General features: G+C 72.4%; 12 protein-coding genes. 10 read left to right on the plus strand and 2 right to left on the minus strand.

What is annotated here, in order from left to right; translation table 11 throughout:
- Positions 1-80: 80 nt before the first annotated feature.
- The 3 genes from ABZ386_RS19045 (at position 81) to ABZ386_RS19055 (ending at position 5,574) form a co-directional block, all read left to right on the plus strand.
- A complete protein-coding gene (locus tag ABZ386_RS19045) occupies positions 81-2,213 on the plus strand; it encodes an ATP-binding protein (RefSeq protein ID WP_358965234.1) in 2,133 nt (710 codons plus the stop codon).
- 119 nt (positions 2,214-2,332) lie between these two features.
- A complete protein-coding gene (locus ABZ386_RS19050; protein ID WP_351341399.1) occupies positions 2,333-4,006 on the plus strand; it encodes a PucR family transcriptional regulator in 1,674 nt (557 codons plus the stop codon).
- Between the two features lie 122 nt (positions 4,007-4,128).
- Positions 4,129-5,574 (plus strand): aldehyde dehydrogenase family protein, encoded by a 1,446-nt coding sequence (locus ABZ386_RS19055; protein WP_358965236.1) that lies wholly within the window; start codon positions 4,129-4,131, stop codon positions 5,572-5,574.
- A 117-nt stretch (positions 5,575-5,691) separates the two neighbouring features.
- On the opposite strand, the gene ABZ386_RS19060 is transcribed toward ABZ386_RS19055, so the two are convergent.
- Positions 5,692-8,529 carry a glycoside hydrolase family 3 C-terminal domain-containing protein gene (locus ABZ386_RS19060; protein ID WP_351341405.1) on the minus strand — a complete coding sequence of 946 codons (2,838 nt, stop codon included), beginning with the start codon at positions 8,527-8,529 and terminating at the stop codon, positions 5,692-5,694.
- A gap of 327 nt (positions 8,530-8,856) precedes the next feature.
- Between ABZ386_RS19060 and ABZ386_RS19065 the strand changes: the two genes are divergently transcribed.
- The 7 genes from ABZ386_RS19065 to ABZ386_RS19095 all read left to right on the plus strand — a co-directional run bounded on the left by ABZ386_RS19065 (position 8,857) and on the right by ABZ386_RS19095 (position 19,817).
- Positions 8,857-10,545, plus strand: a complete 1,689-nt coding sequence (locus ABZ386_RS19065; protein WP_358965238.1) for an extracellular solute-binding protein — start codon at positions 8,857-8,859, stop codon at positions 10,543-10,545.
- 26 nt (positions 10,546-10,571) lie between these two features.
- Complete coding sequence (locus ABZ386_RS19070; RefSeq protein ID WP_351341411.1) at positions 10,572-11,612, plus strand: ABC transporter permease subunit; 1,041 nt, start codon at positions 10,572-10,574, stop codon at positions 11,610-11,612.
- Entirely contained in the window at positions 11,609-12,562 is a 954-nt protein-coding gene (locus tag ABZ386_RS19075) for a carbohydrate ABC transporter permease (protein ID WP_351341414.1), read from the plus strand. The genes ABZ386_RS19070 and ABZ386_RS19075 overlap by 4 nt, the downstream gene beginning before the upstream one ends.
- A gap of 151 nt (positions 12,563-12,713) precedes the next feature.
- Positions 12,714-14,918: a 1,4-beta-glucanase gene (locus tag ABZ386_RS19080; RefSeq protein ID WP_355719695.1), complete on the plus strand. Its 2,205-nt coding sequence runs from the start codon at positions 12,714-12,716 to the stop codon at positions 14,916-14,918.
- Positions 14,918-16,882, plus strand: coding sequence for a beta-galactosidase (locus ABZ386_RS19085; RefSeq protein ID WP_356506124.1), 1,965 nt, complete (start codon positions 14,918-14,920; stop codon positions 16,880-16,882). The genes ABZ386_RS19080 and ABZ386_RS19085 overlap by 1 nt, the downstream gene beginning before the upstream one ends.
- Complete coding sequence (locus ABZ386_RS19090) at positions 16,879-19,068, plus strand: glycoside hydrolase N-terminal domain-containing protein (RefSeq protein ID WP_358965241.1); 2,190 nt, start codon at positions 16,879-16,881, stop codon at positions 19,066-19,068. Before ABZ386_RS19085 ends, ABZ386_RS19090 begins: the two co-directional genes overlap by 4 nt.
- A 35-nt stretch (positions 19,069-19,103) precedes the next feature.
- Positions 19,104-19,817 (plus strand): hypothetical protein, encoded by a 714-nt coding sequence (locus tag ABZ386_RS19095; protein WP_351341425.1) that lies wholly within the window; start codon positions 19,104-19,106, stop codon positions 19,815-19,817.
- 27 nt (positions 19,818-19,844) lie between these two features.
- Here ABZ386_RS19095 and ABZ386_RS19100 read toward each other — a convergent pair whose 3' ends face one another.
- A complete protein-coding gene (locus tag ABZ386_RS19100; protein WP_358965243.1) occupies positions 19,845-21,032 on the minus strand; it encodes a sulfotransferase in 1,188 nt (395 codons plus the stop codon).
- Positions 21,033-21,133 lie beyond the last annotated feature (101 nt).

Raw genomic sequence — 21,133 nt, forward strand, 5'->3', positions numbered from 1 at the left:
TAAGCGGTGAACTCCCCAGGGGAGGGCGTTAGATTGGCTCGCTGATGGTGGACGGAGCGGCTGGTCAGGGGGCAAGGGCGATGGACAGCGACGGGACGCAGGAGGCCCGGGGTACGCACGCGCATCCCGTGCCGCGCCCGGGGGGGCCGGCGGAGGTGCCCGCGATGCCGCCGAGGCCGCCACGGGCACCGGAGGCGCCCCCGCTGCCGGACGGGTCGGCCTTCCTCGCCTGGCTGCGCGCGCCCCGCCCCGACGCGGCGCCGGGCGTATGGCGCTTCGGGCACCGGCCGCGGCCCGCGGAGGAGCCCGAGACGGTCCCCACCCGGCAGCTGCTGAGCGGGGCGCTGATCGCCTTCCTCGTGGGCTGGCTGATCTGGTCGCTGCTGCAGAACGGCTACCTCGGCAACTGGTGGTGGGTGCCGTTCGACCTGATCGTCCCCGACGCCTGGCGCGGCGCCGACAGCGATCTCGGCGAGACCGGCACGTTCCTGGTGTACCGGGGGTACGAGTTGCTGGTCGCCCTGGCGATCATGGTCGGGGTGGCGCGGCTCGGCCGCTGGGGCGAGGTGTGGCGCCGCTTCGTGGCCCCCCGCTTCCGCAGGCCGGACCCCCAGGCCGCGCAACCGGCCCCCGAGGACGACCCGGCCCAGTGGAACGAGCTCCGCGCCGCCGGGGCCGCCGACGCCGCCGAGCGGCTCGCCGCCGACGCCCGCTCCGGGCTGATGCGGGACGTCGACCACGCCCGGATCCTCCGCGCCTGGCAGGGCGTGCGCACCGGACGGCACAGCCTGGCCACCTTCAGCGGTGCCGTGCTCAAGGACGGCGCCGCCGCCTGCCTGCACCCCTCCGGGGAGCGCGACCTGCCCGCCCGGCTGGCCCGGCACGACCTGGTCACCGGGCAGGTCCGGCTGGGCACCACCGTGGACGACGTCCGCAACCCCTACGCCTACCGCGGGGCCGGGCTGGCCCTCGGCCCCGACCTCCTCGGCACCTCGCTCGTCGCCGTCGGCCCCGCCGGTTCCGGCAAGACCGGTGCCGTCGTCCGGCCCCTCGCCGAGTCGCTGTGTCTGCACGCGCTCGCCGGGCGGGCCGCCGTGGTCGTCGTCGGGGCGGCCGGGGCGGGGCTCGGGCCGGCCGACGCGTACGACGTCGTCGTACGGATCGGGAACCAGGAGTCCGAGTACGACCTCGACCTCTACGGCGGGACCGCCGATCCGGACGAGGCCGCGGCCGTGCTCGCCGAGGCGCTCGTCGGGGATCTCGCCGATCCGCACCCGGGCAGCGACAGCCGCCGGTCCACCACCGTCCTCGCGCAGCTGCTCGGACCGTTCCGGGCCGTCCACGGGCGCTTCCCCTCCGTACCGGAGCTGCGGCAGCTGCTGGACGGGGCGCCGGGGCCGTTCGCCACGCTGCGGCAGGGCCTGCTGGACGCCGGGCAGGACTCGCTGCTGCGGGAGCTCGACGCCCGGGAGCGGCAGATGGGGCAGCCGGGTGACGTGGGCGGGGTGCTCGCCGACCGGGTCGCGCTGCTCGACCGGCCCGCGTTCGCCGGGTTCTTCGACACCTCCGGCCGGTCGCGGCCGTTCACGCTGAAGGCCCTCGACCATCCCGTGCGGGTGCGCATCGACCTGCCCGAGCGCGGGCACGCCGACGCCTCCCGGATGCTGGCGCGGCTGGTGCTCGCCCAGTTCACGGCGAGTGTCGCCGTACGGGAGGACCGGTCGCTGTTCGCCTGCCTGGTGCTCGACGACGCGACCGGCGTGGTCACGCCCGAGTCCGTGCGCGGCATCCAGCGGCTGCGGTCCGGCAACGCCGGAGTCGTGCTGACCCTGCGCACCCTGGACGACGTGGCCCGGCCCCTGCGCGGGCCGCTGCTCGGGGCCACCGGCTGCCGGATGGCGCTGTCGGGCGTCACGCCCTGGGACGGGCAGGATTTCGCCGAGGTGTGGGGCAAGGAGTGGACCGAGGCCCGGGACGTCACCGACCGGCAGATCATCGCCGAGACCCCGGCGGGCAAGGCGCTGCACGCGGTACGGCGGGTGATCACCGGCAAGGCGCCGACCGCGCGGGCGGTGACCGTGCGGCAGGTCGAGCGGGAGCGCTGGTCCGCGTCCGAGCTGGCGCACGGCGTTCCGGCGGGGCACGCGGTGCTGTCGCTGACCAATGTGAAGGGAGAGCACGCGCCGCCGCTGCTGGTGGACCTCCGGGGCTGACGGCTTCCCGCCGGTGCGGGTACGCGGGGACCGTACGGTGAGGCAGAATCGTCACAGGTCGTTCATACGCGGCGGCCAAAAGACCACAAAGATCACACAGCCCTGACGCAGAAGGCCTCATGCCCCCGACGCTCGCCTCGCTCGTCCACCACTCCGCGCTGAAACTGACCGTGCGAGCGGGCGCGGACCGCCTCGACGTGCCGGTCCGCTGGGCCCACGTGAGCGAGCTCGCCGACCCCGTGCCCTACATGGAGGGCGGGGAACTGCTGCTGATCACCGCGCTCAAGCTGGACGCCGAGGACCCGGAGGCCATGCGCCGCTACGTGCGGCGGCTGGCCGGGGCGGGAGTGGTCGGGCTCGGCTTCGCCGTCGGCGTCAACTACGAGGAGATCCCCAAGGCGCTCGTCGACGCGGCCGAGGAGGAGGGCCTGCCCCTGCTGGAGGTGCCGCGCCGCACCCCCTTCCTCGCCATCAGCAAGGCCGTGTCGGCGGCGATCGCCGCCGACCAGTACCGGGCCGTCACCGCCGGGTTCGCCGCCCAGCGCGAGCTGACCCGGCAGGCCCAGACCGGCGGTCCGGAGGGGCTGCTGGCCGCGCTCGCCGCACAGGTCGACGGCTGGGCGGCGCTGTACGACGCCTCGGGAGCCGTCGTCGCCACGGCACCGGAGTGGGCGGGGCGGCGCGCCGCGCGGCTCACCGGCGACGTGCAGCGGCTGCGGGAGCGGCCCGCGCCCGCCTCGTCGGTGGCCGGCGGGCCGGAGAACGAGGACCGCGTCGAACTGCACACCATCGGCACCGGCCGGCGCCCCCGGGCGGCCCTCGCCGTCGGCACGGCCGCCGCCCCGGGTACGGCCGAGCGGTACGCCGTCCACTCCGCCATCGCGCTGCTGACCCTGACCACGGAACGCTCCCGGTCCCTCCAGGCGGCCGAGCAGCGGATCGGCTCGGCGGTGCTGCGCATGCTGCTGGCCGGGGAGCCGGACCACGCCCGCGCCGTCGCCGGGGACCTGTACGGCGGGCTGCTGGACGCGCCGTTCCGGATGCTGGTCGCCGAGCGCGTGCCGGTGTCGGCCTCGGCCGCCCTGGCCCGCGCGGAGTCCGGGACGCCCGCCCGCGCCGCGGACCGGCCCTCGGCCGCCGCGCTCGCCGCGGCCGACGCGAACGGCGACCCGCTCGCGGCGCTCGCCGACGTCATGGAGTCCGCGGCGGCCCGGGCGGGCGAGGCCGTGCTGGTGGTGCCGGAGGGGGAGCGGCTGGTGGTGCTCGCCGCGGACGGCGGCGCCGCCGCGGCGGCCTGCGCCGAGTACGCGGCCGCCCTGGAGACGGCCCGGGCCGGCGTCCGCGAGAAGGTGCCCGGCGGCGAGGAGGACGAACTGGTCGTGGGCCTGTCGGCACCGGCCGGCCCCATCGCCGCGTCCGCCGCGTACAAACAGGCCGAGCAGGCCCTGTCGGTGGCCCGGCGGCGCGGACGCGTCCTGGTGGAGCACGAGCAGATGGCGGCCGGATCCGTACTGCCGCTGCTCGCGGACGACGCCGTTCGGGCGTTCGCCGACGGCATGCTGCGCCCCCTGTACGAGCACGACGCCACGGGCCGCGGCGACCTGGTCGCCTCCCTGCGCGCCTGGCTGTCCAAGCACGGCCAGTGGGACGCGGCGGCGGCCGACCTCGGCGTCCACCGCCACACGCTCCGCTACCGCATGCGCCGCGTCGAGGAGATCCTCGGCCGCTCCCTGGACGACCCGGACGCCCGGATGGAACTGTGGCTGGCCCTGAAGGCGACCAACACCGACTAGCCAAACCGTAGTGTCCCCGGCCGTCACTGCTACACCCCGGACAAACGCCCTTCGGCCACTCCGCCCCTACCGTTGGTCCCGTAGCAGTGGATCACCCCCAACGCCGAAGGGCCGGAACGAACATGACCTCCACCCACGCCTTCTGGCTCGCCGGCCGCCAGGCCACCGGCGAGGACACCTTCGACGTCAGCTCCCCGTGGGACGGACGGCTCGTGGGCACGGTGAGCGTGCCGACGGACGCTCAGGTCGAGGAGGCCGTGGCCGCCGCGTACGCCGTGCGGGACGAGTTCGCCGCCACCCCGGCCCACGTGCGGGCCGCCGCCCTCGACCACGTCAGCAAGCGCCTGGTCGAGCGCACCGAGGAGATCGCGCGGCTGATCTCCGCCGAGAACGGCAAGCCGGTCAAGTGGGCGCGCGGCGAGGTGGGGCGTGCCGTGTCCGTGTTCCGGTTCGCGGCCGAGGAGGCCCGGCGGTTCAACGGCGGTGAGGCCCAGCGGCTGGACACCGACCTCGGCGGGCAGGGGCGGCTCGCGCTCACGCGGCGGTTCCCGAAGGGCGTCGTGCTGGGCATCGCGCCCTTCAACTTCCCGCTGAACCTGTGCGCCCACAAGGTCGCCCCGGCCATCGCCGCCGGCGCCCCGATCATCCTCAAGCCTGCCCCGGCGACTCCGCTGTCCGGCCTGATCATCGGCGAGCTGCTGGCCGAGACGGAGCTGCCCGCGGGTTCCTGGAGCATCCTGCCGGTCGCCAACGACAAGATGCCCGTCCTGGTGCAGGACGAGCGCCTGCCCGTGATCTCCTTCACCGGCTCCGAGAAGGTCGGCTACGCGATCATGGACTCGGTGCCGCGCAAGCACTGCACCCTGGAGCTGGGCGGCAACGGCGCGGCCGTCGTCCTCGCCGACTGGGCGAGCGACGAGGACCTGGAGTGGGCGGCGAACCGCATCGCCACCTTCTCCAACTACCAGGGCGGCCAGTCCTGCATCTCCGTCCAGCGGGTCATCGCCGACGCCTCCGTCTACGACCGGCTGCTGCCGCGCATCGTCGCCGCCGTCGAGGCCCAGGTCACCGGCGACCCGAGCGACGACGCCACCGACGTCGGCCCGCTGGTCAGCGAGGACGCCGCGAAGCGCGTCGAGGCGTGGGTGCAGGAGGCCGTGGACGCCGGCGCCCGGCTGCTCACCGGCGGCAAGCGCGACGGCGCCTCGTACGCGCCGACCGTGCTGGCCGAGGTCCCGGCCGACGTGACGATCTCCTGCGAGGAGGTCTTCGGGCCCGTCCTCACCGTGCAGAAGGCGGACGGCGAGGCCGAGGCGTTCGCCGCCGTCAACGACTCCAAGTACGGCCTCCAGGCGGGTGTGTTCACCCACGACCTGCAGACCGCCTTCCGCGCCCACCGGGCCCTGGAGGTCGGCGGTGTCGTCATCGGCGACGTGCCGTCCTACCGCGCCGACCAGATGCCCTACGGCGGCGTCAAGCAGTCCGGCGTGGGCCGTGAGGGCGTGCGGTTCGCGATGGAGGACTACACCTACGAGCGCGTGATGGTCCTCACCGGCATCACTCTCTGACCCTCTCTGACCCCCTCTAGCTTATGGGAACCATTTTCATATAGGCTCTGCGAAGAGGCCCGGCACCGATGCCTTCCGGTGCCGGGCCTCTTCTTTACGCCGAGCTGCTCCGGACCCTCAACCGGAGAAGCCGACGTGCGCGAGCCGCAGCGGGCCGCGCAGCCTGAGGTGCACGTCGTGCACGCCCGCGGCGACGACGGGCGCGGCGACGGAGACGTAGTCGTACGGGCCCGAGGTGGGCTTCGCGGGCGACAGCACCGCGAGCGCCGGACCGCCGTCGAGGGACAGCTCGACCGTGCCCTCGCCGGCCACCTCCACCGTCACCTCGGTGATGCCGGGCCCGAAGTCACAGGCGCGGTAGACCAGTTCACCGGAGGCCGCGTCCGCCGGCGTCACCGCGTCGCCCGACACCTTCGTCCGGTCGACGATGTCGATGCCGCGCTGCTCGTCGAAGCCGGCGGCGGCCAGGCCGTTCGCGACGACGGCGCGGGGCAGGGTGGGCTCGCCGTCGAGCGTGACGGTCGTCCGCAGCCGGACGTCCTCGCTGGAGGCCCCGGCCAGCAGCTCGTACGCCCCCGGCTCGACGCGCCACCGGTCCTGCGCCACATCCCAGAACGCGAAGGCGGACAGCGGGATCTCGAAGCTCAGCTCGGCCGTCGCGCCCGGGGCCAGGGTGACGCGGCGGTGGTCCAGCAGCTCCCGGCGCGGACGCGGCACGGACGCCCCCACGGCCCGGCCGTAGAGCTGGGCGACCTCGTCGGCCGTGACCTCGCCGGAGTTGGTGACGGAGAAGGAGACCCGCACCGCCCCGTCCTCGACCCGGGCCGTGAGGCCGCCGTACGTGAACGACGTGTACGACAGGCCGTGTCCGAAGGGGAACAGGGGCGTGCCCTCGAAGTACAGGTACGTCTGGCGGCCGCCGATCACGTCGTAGTCGAGCAGGTCCGGCAGGTCGGCGTCGTCGGCGTACCAGGTCTGCGGCAGGCGGCCGGCGGGGGAGACGTCACCGGCCAGCACGCGGGCCAGGGCGGTGCCGGCCGCCTGGCCGCCGTGCGCGGTCCACAGCACGGCCGGGAGGTCCGCCGGGTCGACGGCGTACGGATAGGCCGAGACCAGCGCCAGCACCGTCGCCGGGTTCGCCGCCCGGGCGGCCCGCAGCAGCCGCTCCTGCTGCCCGGGCAGCCGCAGGGTCGTCCGGTCCTCCGTCTCACGGCCGTTGATGTGCGGGTCGTTGCCCGCGACCACCACGACCACGTCGGCCGCCGCGGCGGCACGCGCCACCGCCTCCTCGCCCCGCTCGGTGACGACCAGCTCGAACACCTCGGGATCTTCGTCGGCAACCTTCAGGCCGTCGGCGGAGACACAGACATGGCGACCCGTTCCCAGGTGCTTCAGGAGGTGCCCGTTCCCGTGCGGTTCCAGGCTGAACGTCTCCTGGACGACCCAGCCGCCCGGCTGGTCCGCGGCGGCGCGGACGTACCCGTCCTCGGCGACCGAGAGGTAGCGGCCGTCGGGCGCCCGCAGGGTCAGCACGCCCTCGCCCCAGTCGGCCAGCGCCAGTTCGGTGCCGGTCGCGTCGGTCGTGAGCGCGGGCAGGTCGGTGCGGCCCGCGAGCAGCGCCGGGTCGAGCGCGCCCTCGGCGCCGCGCACCTCCTCGGCGGCGTCCTCGGCCACCGGCACGTGCACGAACGCGCCCGCGGCGGTCTTCAGCCGGACCCGGTCGACGCCCTCGGCGAACTCCACCCGCTCCGCGCCGAACCGCTCGTACAGGCCCTCCAGCGGGGTCGAGCGGTGCAGGAACGTGCCGCTGTACCAGTCGAGCTTGCACTCGTCGGCGAGCAGCCCGACCACCGCGACACGGGTGTCGGGGGCCAGCGGCAGCACCCCGTCGTTCTTCAGCAGCACGATCGCCTGCTCGGCGGCCTCCTGCGCGAGGGCGCGGTGCGCCGGGGTGTCGAACTCGCCGGTCGCGTCGTGCGGGTCGTGCTCCGGGTCGAACTCGCCGAGCCGGAAGCGGACCGAGAGCTGGCGGCGGACGGCCGTGTCGATGTCGGCCTCCGTCAGCAGACCGCGCTCCAGGGCGCCGCGCAGCCGCCCGGTGATCTGCGAGGAGTCCGTGCCGTGGTCGGTGAAGCTGTCGACGCCCGCCACGAGCGAGGCCGCGATGGCCTCCTCATGGGTGTCGAAGTAGTGCTCGGAGTCGACCAGGTTGCTCGGCGCGCCCGCGTCCGAGCAGACCAGCAGCTCCTGGTCGGTCCAGGTGCGCAGGTGCTCGGCGAGGAGCGGGGAGACGTGGTTGGGGCGGCCGTTGACCAGGTTGTACGCCGGCATCACCCCGGCCACCGCGCCCGCCTCGACCGTCGCGCGGAAGGCCCGCAGGTCGTACTCGTGCAGCACCCGCGGGCGCACCGAGCTCGACGTCGTGGCCCGGTCCGTCTCGTTGTTGTGGGCGAGCCAGTGCTTCAGCACGGGTGCGGTGCGCCAGTAGGCGGGGTGGTCGCCGCGCAGGCCGTGCGTGTAGGCCGTGGCGATCGCCGAGGTGAGCCTCGGGTCCTCCGCGTAGCCCTCCTCGTTGCGGCCCCACAGCGGGTGGCGCAGCAGGTTGACGACCGGCGCCCAGACGTTGAGGCCGACCCGGTCGTCCCGGGCGCGCATCGCGCGGACCTCCTTGGACACCGCGTCGCCGACGCGCCGCACCAGCTCCGGGTTCCAGGTGGCGCCGAGGCCCACCGCCTGCGGGAACATCGTCGCCGGGCCCATCCACGCCACGCCGTGCAGGGCCTCCTGGCCCGTGCGGAAGGCGGCGACGCCGAGGCGCTCGACGGCGGGCGTGAACTGGTGCAGAAAGGAGATCTTCTCGTCGAGGGTGAGCCGCCCCAGCAGATCGTCGACGCGCTCCGCGAACGGAAGCTGCGGATCGCGGAACGGTTCGGTGGGCGGCGTGTGTGCGGTCACGTGGGGATCCCTTGCACTGGATCGGCGAGGCGCTTTCGAAGCGCTTCGATGCTGATTCGACGACGGGTCGGGTGTCAAGAGACCGACGCCATCACTTCAAGCGGTGCATGAGGAATGGTCCCTTCTCGCGCCCGGCAGGAAGTTTGGGAACGACCCTTGTGCACCCTGGGGCGTTCACTTAACCTCACAGCAACATCGAAGCGCTTCGACTACGGGAACCCCGGTTGCATGGGTCGAAGGCTCGCTTCAGCTCAGCCAGTTCCACTCGAGACACCGCAGCCGACGGCCTCCGCCGGGTGTCCTGGTGCGCCATGAAGGGTTGACGCAATGACGCCGAACGCCGCCTCCGCCTCCTCCGGACCGAGCCGGAGAAGCTTCCTCGCCTCCACCGCGGTCGCCACCGCAGCCGTGGCGGGCGGGATGCCGCTGCTCTCCGCCTGTGGTGGCGGGAAAGAGGGCCAGAAGGAGGGGGCCACGTCGGGCAAGGACGCCGCGAAGATCCTGCCGGCCTACGTCGCGTCGAACGTCGCGACCCCCGACATCCCTTCGAAGAACGGCTCGCCCGTCGGCTTCACCAAGGCGATCCCGGCGGCCGAGCTGAAGACCTCGGTGCCGCAGAAGCTCGGCAGCGGCGGCCGGCTGACCATCATGGCCCCCTACTGGGGCACCCCGCCGAAGGGCAGCAACCCCTACTACACGGCCATGAACAAGGCCATCGGCGTGGACATCACCTGGCAGAACCAGGACGGCGCCACCTACGACCAGAAGCTCGGCGCGATCCTCGCCTCCAGTGACATCCCCGACGCCGTGGTGGTGCCCGACTGGAACCTGACGGGCCGGATACCCAGCGCGATCAACGCCAAGTTCGCCGACCTCGGCCCGTACCTGTCCGGCGACAAGGTCAAGGACTACCCGAACCTCGCGGCCGTGCCCACCGACGCCTGGCAGCGAGGCATCTTCGGCGGCCAGCTCCGCGCGATCCCGATGCCGAACTCCCGCGTCACCAGCATGGCGACCATGTACCGCAAGGACCTCTTCGCGAAGAAGGGCTACTCCCTCCCGAAGAGCCCCGACGAGTTCCTGTCCTGGGCGAAGGAGGCGGCCGAGCCCAGGGCGAAGCTCTGGGCCTGCGACGACATGAAGTGGTCGGCCCTGCAGATCTTCGGTGTCCCGCCGGGCGGCGACAAGGCGCTGTGGTGGAACCTGGAGGACGGCAAGCTCGTCAACCGCATCGAGACCGAGCAGTACCTGGAAGCCCTGGAGTGGGTGCGCAAGCTCTACGCGGCGAAGGTGGTCCACCCGGACGCCGTGTCGGGCAAGGCGGGCGGCATGGCGGCCAACCGCTTCACCGCCGGACAGGTCCTGGTCTACAACAACAACATTTCCGACTGGTGGGGCAAGACCGCCGAACAGCGGACCCAGAACCCCGAATTCGAGATGGGCGTGTTCGACATCTTCGGGCCCGACGGCGGTGACCCCACGCTGTGGGCCAGTCAGCCGGGCGGCATGTTCACCTTCATCAGCAAGAAGGCGAGCAAGCAGCAGATCAAGGACTTCCTCGCGCTCTGCAACTACTGCGCCGCTCCCTACGGCACCAAGGAGTTCATGCTCACCGCCTACGGCGTCGAGGGCACCGACTACACGGTGAAGGGCGGCCTGCCGGTCAAGACGCAGCAGGGCATCAACGAGGTCAGCAGCACCTATGACCTCACGGGCAACCCGGCGCCGTACGTCGCCTACCCCGACTTCCCCGACATCACCCGGGGCATCGTCGAGTGGCAGCAGCGCATGGGCGCCTTCACCAAGAAGACCACCTTCTACGGGCTGACCGTCACCGAGCCCACCCGCTGGGCCAACCTCGCCGACGACTTCGAGCAGCTCGAGGACGACGTCGTGCGCGGCCGCAAGAAGATCAGCGATGTGCAGCAGGCGGTGGCCGACTGGAAGAAGAAGGGCGGCGACGACCTGCGCGACTGGTACAAGAAGCTGCTCGACGACAACGGCTCGGCGAACTGATCCGGGGCTCAAGCAAGGAGAAGGCCGTGTCCCACAGCACGGTGCCTCAGGCGACGACCGAGGCGAAGACCCCCGCGAGCACTCCGGCGAAGTCCGGCGGCGGCGCCGGAGACCGGGCCCGCGGCAGGAAGAACGCGGGAAAACTGAGCCTGAGGCTCAGATTCAGGCGTGACCGCGCGCTGCTTTTCATGGTGCTGCCGGCGGTCCTGCTGATCCTGGTCTTCAACTACATACCGATCCTCGGCAATGTGGTGGCCTTCCAGGACTACGACCCGTACGCGGGCGACAACGGTTTCGTCGCCATCCTCAACAGTCCCTGGATCGGCTTCGAGCAGTTCGAGCGGATCTTCGCCGACTCGGCCTTCTGGCACGCGGTGCAGAACACCCTGGTGCTGTTCTTCCTTCAGCTGGTGCTCTACTTCCCGATCCCCATCCTGCTCGCGCTGCTCATCAACAGCGTCGTCAGGCCACGGGTCCGGGCGGTCGCCCAGGCGGTCATGTACCTGCCGCACTTCTTCTCCTGGGTCCTCGTCGTCACCGTCTTCATGCAGATCTTCGGCGGCGCCGGGATCATCGCCCAGACCCTGCGCCAGCACGGCTACGAGGGCTTCGACGTGATGACCGACCCGGAGGTCTTCAAGTACCTGGTCACGGCCCAGACCGTCTGGAAGGACGCCGGCTGGGGCATCATCGTCTTCCTCGCCGCGCTCTCCTCGGTCTCCAACGACCTGTACGAGGCCGCCGCCATGGACGGCGCCGGACGCTGGCGGCGCATCTGGCACATCACGCTGCCCGCCCTGCGCCCGGTGATCGCCCTGCTGCTCGTGCTGCGCGTCGGCGACGCCCTCACCGTCGGCTTCGAACAACTGCTCCTCCAACGACAAGCCGTGGGTGTCGACGCCTCCGAGGTCCTCGACACCTACGTGTGGTGGAACGGCATCCGCAACCAGGACTTCAGCTACGCCGCCGCTGCCGGGCTCGTCAAGGGCGTGGTCGGTCTGGCGCTCGTGCTGATCGCCAACAAGGTGGCCCATCTCATGGGCGAGCAGGGGGTGTACAAGAAGTGACCGCCGTCCTCGACACTCCGCCCGGCGACGCGCCGCGGGTCAGGAAACCGAGCCGCTGGGCCGCCCCGCCCCGCCCCGTCTGGGAGGAGCCGCCCTCCAAGGCCGGGCTGGCCGGCAAGGGCATCGCCCTGTCCCTGGCCTGCCTGTCCATCCTCTTCCCGCTGTGGATCGTCATCGTCACCAGCCTCCAGTCGAAGGAGACCATCGACGAGGCCGGCGGTCTGGTGGTGATCCCCAAGGGCATCACCTTCGTCGCCTACCAGGAACTCCTCAGCGGCGGCCAGGTCCAGAGAGCCACCCTGGTGAGCATCGGTGTGACCCTGGTCGGCACGCTGTTCAGCATGACGGTGTCGGTGCTGTGCGCCTATGGCCTGTCGCGCAGCGGCTCGCTCGGCCACCGCTGGATCCTGATGCTCCTGCTGGCGACGATGTTCTTCGGGGCCGGTCTCATCCCCACCTATCTGCTGGTGCAGGCCCTCGGCCTGACGGACACCTATCTGGCGCTGATCCTGCCCAGTGCCGTGAGCGTCTTCAACATCCTCGTGCTGCGCGCCTTCTTCATGAACATCTCCCAGGAGCTGATCGACAGCGCCCGCATCGACGGCGCCGGCGACTGGCGGATCCTGTGGAAGATCGTTCTGCCGCTCTCCCGCGCGGTCCTCGCGGTGATCGCCCTCTTCTACGCCGTGGGCTACTGGAGTGCCTGGTTCAACGCGTCGATCTACCTGACCGACCAGGACATGATGCCGTTGCAGAACGTGATGATCCAGCTGGTGCAGATGCAGCAGCGTCCGGTGGGGCTCCAGGCGCAGATCAACACCGGCCAGCTCTCGCCGCTCGCGATCCAGATGGCGGTGATGGTGCTGGCCCTGCTGCCCGTGGCCGTCCTCTCCCCGTTCGTCCAGAAGCACTTCAAGAAGGGCATGCTCACCGGCGCCGTCAAGGGCTGACAACGCCCTCTCGCCGCAGGGCTGTCGACCGTCGTCGTCTGCGGCTGCGCCGTGGTCGATCGCGCCCACGCGGCGGAGCCGCATATCAAGCAGTGCCCCGCGCCCCTGAAGTGCGTCTCCCCACCCTTTCTCGTAGATCGAGGTATGTGTCATGCGCGCGTCTCGCCTCAGCAGAAGAACCGTCCTCGCCGGGACCGCGGCCGCCGCCGCGCTCACCACCGTCCCCTTCCTGCCCGGGCCGGCGCACGCCGCCGGGGCGGCTGTCTCCGCCGGGCAGGCGTACCGCTGGCGCAACGTCGTCCAGGGCGGCACCGGATTCATCACCGGCGTGCTGTTCCACCCCACCGTCCGCGGCCTCGCCTACGCCCGTACCGACATCGGCGGCGCCTACCGCTGGGACGACCGCACCGGCCGGTGGGTCCCGCTCACCGACCACCTCGGCTGGGACGACTGGAACCTGCTCGGCGTGGAGGCCATGGCCGTCGACCCGGCCCACCCCAACCGGGTCTACCTCGCCCTCGGCACGTACGCCCAGTCCTGGGCCGGCAACGGGGCCGTGCTGCGCTCCGAGGACCGCGGGGCCACCTGGAAGCGCACCGACCTCACCGTGAAGCTCGGGGCCAACGAGGACGGGCGCGGATGCGGTGAGCGGCTGCTCGTCGACCCGCGCGACAGCGACACGCTCTGGCTCGGCACCCGGCACGACGGGCTGCTCAAGTCGACCGACCGGGGCGCCACCTGGAAAGCCGTGAGCTTCCCGGCCGCACCCAGCGCCACCGGCCAGGGCGTCACGCTCCTGGTCGCGGCCGGCCGTACCGTCTACGCCGGCTGGGGCGACTCCGACGGCACCACCGCGAACCTCTACCGCACCGCCGACGGCACCACCTGGGAGGCCGTCCCCGGGCAGCCCGCGGGCACCGCCGCCAAGGTGCCGATCCGCGCCGCGTACGACCGGCACACCCGCGAGCTGTACGTGACGTACGCCAACGCCCCCGGCCCGAACGGCCAGTCCGACGGCAGCGTGCACAAGCTGCGCACCAGCAGCGGGAAGTGGACCGAGGTCACACCGGTGAAGCCCGGCGGGACCACGAGCGACGGCGGGACCGACTCCTTCGGCTACGGCGGCGTCGCCGTCGACGCCCGCCGCCCGGGCACGCTCGTCGTCTCCACCAACAACCGCTGGGCCGAGATCGACACCGTGTTCCGCTCCACGAACGGCGGCCGCACCTGGACGTCCCTGAAGGACACGGCCGTCTTCGACGTCTCCGAGACGCCGTTCCTCAAGTGGGGCGGTGACCAGCCCAAGTTCGGCTGGTGGATCCAGGCCCTCGCCCTCGACCCGTACGACTCGAAGCACGTCGTCTACGGCACGGGCGCGACCCTCTACGGCACCCGCGACCTCAGGCACTGGGCGCCGCAGATCCGCGGCCTGGAGGAGGCCTCCATCCGTCAGCTGGTCTCGCCCCCGACCGGCGAGGCACACCTGCTCAGCGGCTCGGGGGACATCGGCGTGATGTACCACGAGCGGCTCACGGCGTCGCCCTCGCGCGGCATGGCGTCGAACCCGGTGTTCGGCACGTCGACCGGCCTCTCGCTGGCCGCGGCCAAGCCCTCGTACGTGGTCCGGGCGGGCTGGGGCGACAACGGCAACGGAGCCTGGTCGAACGACGGCGGCAGGACGTGGGCCCCGTTCAAGGCCCAGCCGAGCATGGCCAAGAGCGCGCCGGGGCCGATCGCCACCAACGCCGACGGCAGCGTGCTGCTGTGGTCCTTCGGCACGAGCAACCCGGGCTTCCGCTCGGCCGACAACGGCACCACCTGGTCCGAGGTCTCCTCCTTCCCCAAGGGCGCCGCCCCGGTCGCCGACCCGGTCGACGACAAGCGCTTCTACGCCTTCGACACCACCACCGGCACGCTCTTCGCCAGCACGGACGGCGGCCTGACCTTCACCGCGCGGGCCGGCGGCCTGAACTCGGGCGACACCGAGTTCCAGCTCGTCGCCGCCCCGGGCCGCTCGGGCGACCTGTGGCTGAGCCTGAAGTGGAACGGGCTGTACCGCTCCACGGACGGCGGCGCGACCTTCGCCAAGGTCGACAGTTGCTGGGCCTCGTACACCCTCGGCTTCGGCAAGGCCGCCGCGGGCGCCTCCTACCCGGCGCTCTACATGGTCGGCGCCACCGAGACGATCACCGCCGTGTACCGCTCGGACGACGAGGCGAAGACCTGGGTGCGCGTCAACGACGACCAGCACCAGTGGGGCTGGATCGGCGCCGCCATCACCGGCGACCCGCGTGTGTACGGCCGGGTCTACATCGCCACCAACGGACGCGGCGTCCAGTACGGGGAGCCCGCCTGATGCCCGGCCTGAGTGATGCGACGAGGGGGCGCCTCCTCTTCGGCGGCGACTACAACCCCGAGCAGTGGCCCGAGGAGACCTGGCACGAGGACGTCCGGCTGATGAAGGCCGCCGGCGTCAACTCCGTCACCCTCGGCGTCTTCTCCTGGTCGACGCTGGAACCCGAGCCGGGCGCACGGGAGTTCGGCTGGCTGGACACGCTGATGGACCTGATGCACGACAACGGCATCGGCGTCGTCCTCGCCACCCCCACCTCCGCGCCCCCGCCCTGGATGGGCCGGCTGCACCCCGACACCCTGCCCGTCACCGAGGACGGCCGCACCGAGTGGTGGGGCGGCCGGCAGCACTTCTCCCACTCCAGCGCCACCTACCGGCGCTACGCCGCCGCCATCACCGAGGACCTGGCCGCCCGCTACGGCGGCCACCCGGCCCTGACGATGTGGCACATCAACAACGAGTACTGCACCTACGACTACGGCGACGAGGCCGCGGCCGCCTTCCGCCGCTGGCTGCGGGAGAAGTACGGCACCCTGGAGGCACTCAACGAGGCCTGGGGCACGGCCTTCTGGAGCCAGGGCTACGACACCTGGGACGGCATCCTGCCGCCCCGCCTGCCGCACTATCTGCGCAACCCCGGCCAGGTCCTGGACTTCCGCCGCTTCACCTCCGACATGCTCCTGGAGTGCTACACCGCCGAGCGGGACATCGTCCGGCGGCACACCCCGCACCTGCCGGTGACCAGCAACTTCATGCCGCTGTGGTTCGGGCAGGACGCCTGGCGCTGGGCCGAGGAGGAGGACGTCGTCTCCGTCGACCTCTACCCCGACCCGCGCGACCCGCTCGGCGCCCAGCAGGGCGCCCTGGTCCAGGACATGACCCGCTCCCAGGCACGCGGGCCGTGGATGCTGATGGAGCAGGCGGCCGGGCCGGTCAACTGGCGGGGTGTGAACCACCCCAAGCCCCGGGGGATGAACCGGCTGTGGTCGCTGCAGGCCGTGGCCCGGGGCGCCGACGCCGTCTGCTACTTCCAGTGGCGGCAGTCCCGGCAGGGCGCGGAGAAGTTCCACTCCGGCATGGTCAGCCACGCCGGTGAGGACGGCCGGACGTACCAGGAGGTCAAGCAGCTCGGCGCCGACCTGGCGCGGATCGCCCCGCAGGTGACCGGACGGCACCTCACCGCGAACATCGCCGTCCTGCACGACTGGCACGCCTGGTGGGCCGGCGCCCACGACGGCCGCCTGTCCAGCCAGGTGGAGTACCCGGACGTGCTGCGCGCCTGGCACCGCGCCCTGTGGCAGGCGCACCTCACCACCGACTTCGCCCACCCCGAGCACGACCTCACGCCGTACTCGGTGGTCGTCGTGCCCCAGCTGTACGCGCTCACCGACGCGGCGATCGACAACCTCCTCGCCTACGTCCGGCAGGGCGGCACCCTCGTCTGCGGCTTCCTGACCGGCGTCGCCGACGAGGACGACCGGGTACGGCCCGGCGGCATGGACGCCCGGCTGCGGGAGCTGTTCGGCATCCGCACGCTGCACGAGTGGTGGCCGCTGGAGGCGGGGGAGACCGCCGCGTGCGAGGGCTTCCGGGGCACCCTGTGGTCCGAGGAGATCGAGCCCGCCGACCCGGACCACACGATCCCCTACAAGGGCGGCGAACTGGACGGCATGCCCGCCGTCCTGCGCAAGGGCCCCGCCTGGTACCTCTCCACGCTCCCGGAACCCGAGGCGCTGCGCGACCTGCTGGCCCGGATCGCCGAGGGCGCGGGCGTCCGCCCGGTGCTGGACGGCCTCCCCGAGCAGGTCGAGGCCGTACGCCGGGGCGAGCTGCTGTTCGTGCTCAACCACGGCCGCGAGCCGGTGACCGTCGAGGTGCCCGGCACCCACCACGACCTGCTGACGGACAAGGCCGTCACCGACCGGGTCACCCTCGGCCGCTACGAGGCGGCGGTGCTCCGGTCATGACCGCCACCGCACCCGTCCACGGCACCTGGGAACCGCGTCCGGCCGCCCGCTGGGAGGACGCCTTCCTCAGCGGCAACGGCCACCACGGCGCCCTGGTGTTCGGCGACCCGGACCACGAGCGGGTCATCGTCACGCACCACACCCTGGTGCGGCCCAACGGCCGGGACCCGAGGCCCCCGCAGCTCGCCGACGCCCTCCCCGCCCTCCAGGACCGCCTCCTGGCGGGCGACCGGACGGCCGCCGAGAGCTTCACGGACAGCCGCCCGCTCCAGTGGGTGCAGCCCTTCCACCCCGCCTTCCAGGTCCGGCTGCGCCGGCCGCCGGCCGACTGCCCCGACTACCGGCGCGACGTCGACTTCACCACCGGCGTGGTCAGCGCGACCTGCGCCGGCTGGACCGGCCGCGTCTTCGTCTCCCGCGCCGACGACGTGATCGTCCACCACCTCACCGGACCCGGCCTCACCCTCGACATCGACCTGGACCACCGGCTGCCCGGCGCCCCCGCCGGACTGGGCATCGGCCACGGAGCCGTCCTCACCCCCGAGGGCGCCCTGCTCAGCCTGCGCGCCCGCTACCCGGACGGCGACCGGGCCTGCACCGGCGTCACCCAGGTCACCGTCACCGGCGGCACCACCACCCTGGTGCCCCCCGGCGTGCGCGTCGAGGGCGCCCGGTCCGTGCTGGTCCTCACCCGGGTGCACCGGCACACCGGCGAACTCGACGTGGTCGCCGAGGGCCGGGCCCTGCGCGACCTGCCCCAGGAGTACGACGAGCTCCTCGACCGCCACACCGCCCTGCACCGCACCGCCTACGAACGCGTCACCCTCGACCTCGCCGCCGACCCCGCCGAACGCGCCCTGCCCGGCTCCGAGCTGCTGACCCGGCCGCGCAGCGCCGCCCTGCTGGAGCGCCTCTTCGCCGCCGGCCGCTACCACCTGCTCTCCGCGAGCGGCCTCTTCCCGCCCCGCCTGACCGGACTGTGGACCGGCGACTGGAACACCGCCTGGTCGGGCGCCTTCACCAACGACGCCAACCTCAACCTCCAGACGGCCTCCGCCGCTGCCGCCGCCCTCCCCGAGGTCACCGAGGCCCACGCGAACCTGATCCACCGCCAGCTGCCCGACTGGCGCGAGAACGCCCGCGCGATCTTCGGCACGAGGGGCGTCGTCGCCCCCGCCCACACCGACGGCGAGTCCGGCCACGTGTACCACTACAACCGCGAGTACCCGCTGCACCTGTGGACCGCCGGCGCCGACTGGCTGCTCAAACCGCTCGTCGACCACGACGAGACCCACGGCACCCGCGACCCGCGCACCGCCGCCGCACTCGCCGAAGTCGCCGTGTTCTACGAGGACTTCCTCACCAGGACGGACGAGCACGGCCACCTCGTCGTCGTCCCGTCCTACTCACCCGAGAACCGCCCCGCCAACGCGAGCTGGGGCACCCTCAACGCGGCCATGGACCTCTCCGCGGCCCGCCACGCCCTGCGCACGGCCGCCGCCTACCACCCCGGCCCCGACGCCGACCGCTGGCACGCCCTCGCCGACCGGCTGCCGCCGCACCGGATCAACGAGGACGGGGCCCTGGCCGAATGGGCCTGGCCGGGCCTGGCGGACTCCTACGACCACCGCCACCTCAGCCACCTCTACGGCGTCTGGCCACTCGACGAGATCACCCCCTACGACACCCCCGAGCTCGCGGCCGCCGCCCACCGCGCCCTCGAACTGCGCGGCGCCGAGAACGACTCCGCCCACGGCCACCTGCACCACGCGCTCATCGCGGCCAGGCTCGGGGACGCCGACCGCGTCGCCCACGCCCTCGGCCAGGTCCTGGACGGCGACTTCTTCCACGCCTCCCTGATGAGCGCGCACTACCCCAAGCGCGACGTCTACAACGCCGACGCGGCGCACACCCTGCCGGCCGTGCTGATCGAGATGCTCGTGCAGTCCACCCCCGACCGGCTGGTGCTGCTCCCCGCGCTCCCGGCGGCGTACCCCAGCGGTGCGCTGCGCGGTGTGCGCACCCGGTTCGGGGCCGAGATCGACCTCACCTGGACGCGGGACCGCGCCACCGCGGTCATCAGGCCGGGCCGCACCCACCGCGTCGAACTCCGGACTTCCTCCGGCGCAGAATCCCTCCACCTGGTCGCCGGAGAAGACCACGTCCTCACCCTGAGGGCGTGGTAGTTCCCCCCACCCCCCCCACCCATGGAAGGGACACCATGGCATCACGCACGCTGAGCAGGGTCACCAAGGCCCTGCTGGCCCCCGCTCTGGCCCTCGGCGTCACCGTCGGCCTCGCCTCCGCCCCCGCCTCCGCCGCGGTCTGGAACTCCTGCGACCAGTGGGGCCAGACCAACCTGAACGGCTACACGCTCTACAACAACATCTGGGGCTCCGGCGCCGGCAGCCAGTGCATCTGGGCCAACTCCGGCACCAACTGGGGCGTCTGGGCCAACCACCCCAACACCGGCGGCATCAAGTCCTACCCGAACCAGACGAAGGCGATCAACAAGTCGATCACCTCCCTGGGTTCGCTGACCAGCAGCTACAACGTCAGCGTCCCGTCGTCCGGCGCGTACAACACGTCGTACGACATCTGGGACACGGACCACGACTACGAGATCATGCTCTGGGTCAACAAGACCGGACCCGTCGGCCCGATCGGCAGCTCGCAGGGCAGCGTGACGCTCGGCGGCCACACCTGGAACGTCTTCAAGGGCACCAACGGCGCCAACGAGGTGTTCTCGTTCATCCGCACCTCCAACTCCAACTCCGGCACCGTGAACATCCTGCCGATCCTGAAGTGGATCAAGGACACCAAGAAGTGGATGGGCAACGAGACCATCGGTGACGTGCAGTTCGGCTACGAGATCACCTCGTCGTCCGGCGGTCTGAACTTCACCACCAACAACCTCACGGTCAGCAGCAGCTGACCTCCGGGGCCGGGGCCGGCCGTGCCGTCAGGCGCGGTCGACCTCGGCCCGCAGCGCGTTGTACGCGGCGAAGGCCGACTCGACCTCGTCCCGGGTCAGGCCGTAGCGGGCCAGGTCGTACGTGTGCTTGCGGGCGCCCCTGGGGCGGGCCACGGCCGCGGGCAGCCGGGCCGCGTCGGCCTCGGTCCAAGGGGCGCCGACGGCCGCGTACAGCTTCGGGGCGCCGGTCGCGGGGTCGGAGCCGAGCCAGGAGTACGGGGCGTCCACCAACTGCTCCGCCGGGACGGCGGCCCGGGCCGCGAGACCGCGCGTCATGGCCCGGCTCAGCAGACCCAGCCAGGTGGTGCCGATGCCGGCCGGATCGAGGGGGCGGGTGCTGACGGCCATGCCGTGCTCGATCAGGCTGCAGAACGACGCCACGACGGTGACCGGGTCGCGGTGGCACCACACGAGTGTGGCGTCGGGGAAGACCCTCAGCAGCGCGTCCAGGTTCTCCAGGTGCATGGGCGACTTCAGCATCCAGCGCCGCCGCGGACGGCCGTACTGCAGCACCTGGTACACCTGCTTGAGGTACCGGTAGTCGGCGGTGAAGTCCCGCGCGCAGTGCCACGCCAGGTACTCGGGGATCCGGGCCTGGGAGAACGGCATCAGGGCGTGCGGCAGCGCGAACGTGCACTCCTCGGGGCCCTCGGCGGCCATCGCGTGGATGTCGCGGAAGCGCGGCGCGAACAGGTCCGTGCCCTGGACCAGCCGGCGCCCGGCCGCGACCGCCCTGCGCCGCTGCCGGGGCGGCAACTCCAGGTCGGGTGCGAGCAGTTCCCACAGCAGCGGACAGCGGTGCCCGTCCGAGATCGACAGCACCGAGTGCGTGACAGTGGTCGCCGTGCGCGGTAGCCCCACGACGAACACCGGCTTCTCGATCGGCTCCCGCTCGATCTCCGGGTGCTCGGCGATCAGCCGCCGCACCCGGGCCCGGTTGGCCAGGTGCCGCCGGACGTGCGCCTGCGCCGACTGCCAGCCGACCGGCGTGAGGTTCTCGGCCTTCGCCCACCAGCCCAGCAGGGACCGGAAGCCGTCGGTGAACTCCTGGTCACCCGGCGCCCGACCGGCCTCCACCGCGATGCGGTCGAAGACCCGGCCGGGGTTCCGGCGGGAGCCGAAGGCGGGCCGCAGCAGCAGGTTGGCGGCGGTGAGGGCGAGCGGAGACGAGGACACGCAGGGAACCTACCCCTTCCAACCCACCGGCGCTGGTGGGAAGTTGGCCGAAGAAGCGGACGGGGTGGCCGGAAGACCTCCATCGATCCGGCCACCCGTCC

The organism is Streptomyces sp. NPDC006140 (assembly GCF_040628815.1).
Lineage (GTDB): Bacteria > Actinomycetota > Actinomycetes > Streptomycetales > Streptomycetaceae > Streptomyces.

Coding starts and splice junctions, on each gene's coding strand:
- ABZ386_RS19045 (WP_358965234.1), top strand. CDS start 81: ATGGACAGCGACGGGACGCAGGAGGCCCGGGGTACGCACGCGCATCCC.
- ABZ386_RS19050 (WP_351341399.1), top strand. CDS start 2,333: ATGCCCCCGACGCTCGCCTCGCTCGTCCACCACTCCGCGCTGAAACTG.
- ABZ386_RS19055 (WP_358965236.1), top strand. CDS start 4,129: ATGACCTCCACCCACGCCTTCTGGCTCGCCGGCCGCCAGGCCACCGGC.
- ABZ386_RS19065 (WP_358965238.1), top strand. CDS start 8,857: ATGACGCCGAACGCCGCCTCCGCCTCCTCCGGACCGAGCCGGAGAAGC.
- ABZ386_RS19080 (WP_355719695.1), top strand. CDS start 12,714: ATGCGCGCGTCTCGCCTCAGCAGAAGAACCGTCCTCGCCGGGACCGCG.
- ABZ386_RS19085 (WP_356506124.1), top strand. CDS start 14,918: ATGCCCGGCCTGAGTGATGCGACGAGGGGGCGCCTCCTCTTCGGCGGC.
- ABZ386_RS19090 (WP_358965241.1), top strand. CDS start 16,879: ATGACCGCCACCGCACCCGTCCACGGCACCTGGGAACCGCGTCCGGCC.
- ABZ386_RS19095 (WP_351341425.1), top strand. CDS start 19,104: ATGGCATCACGCACGCTGAGCAGGGTCACCAAGGCCCTGCTGGCCCCC.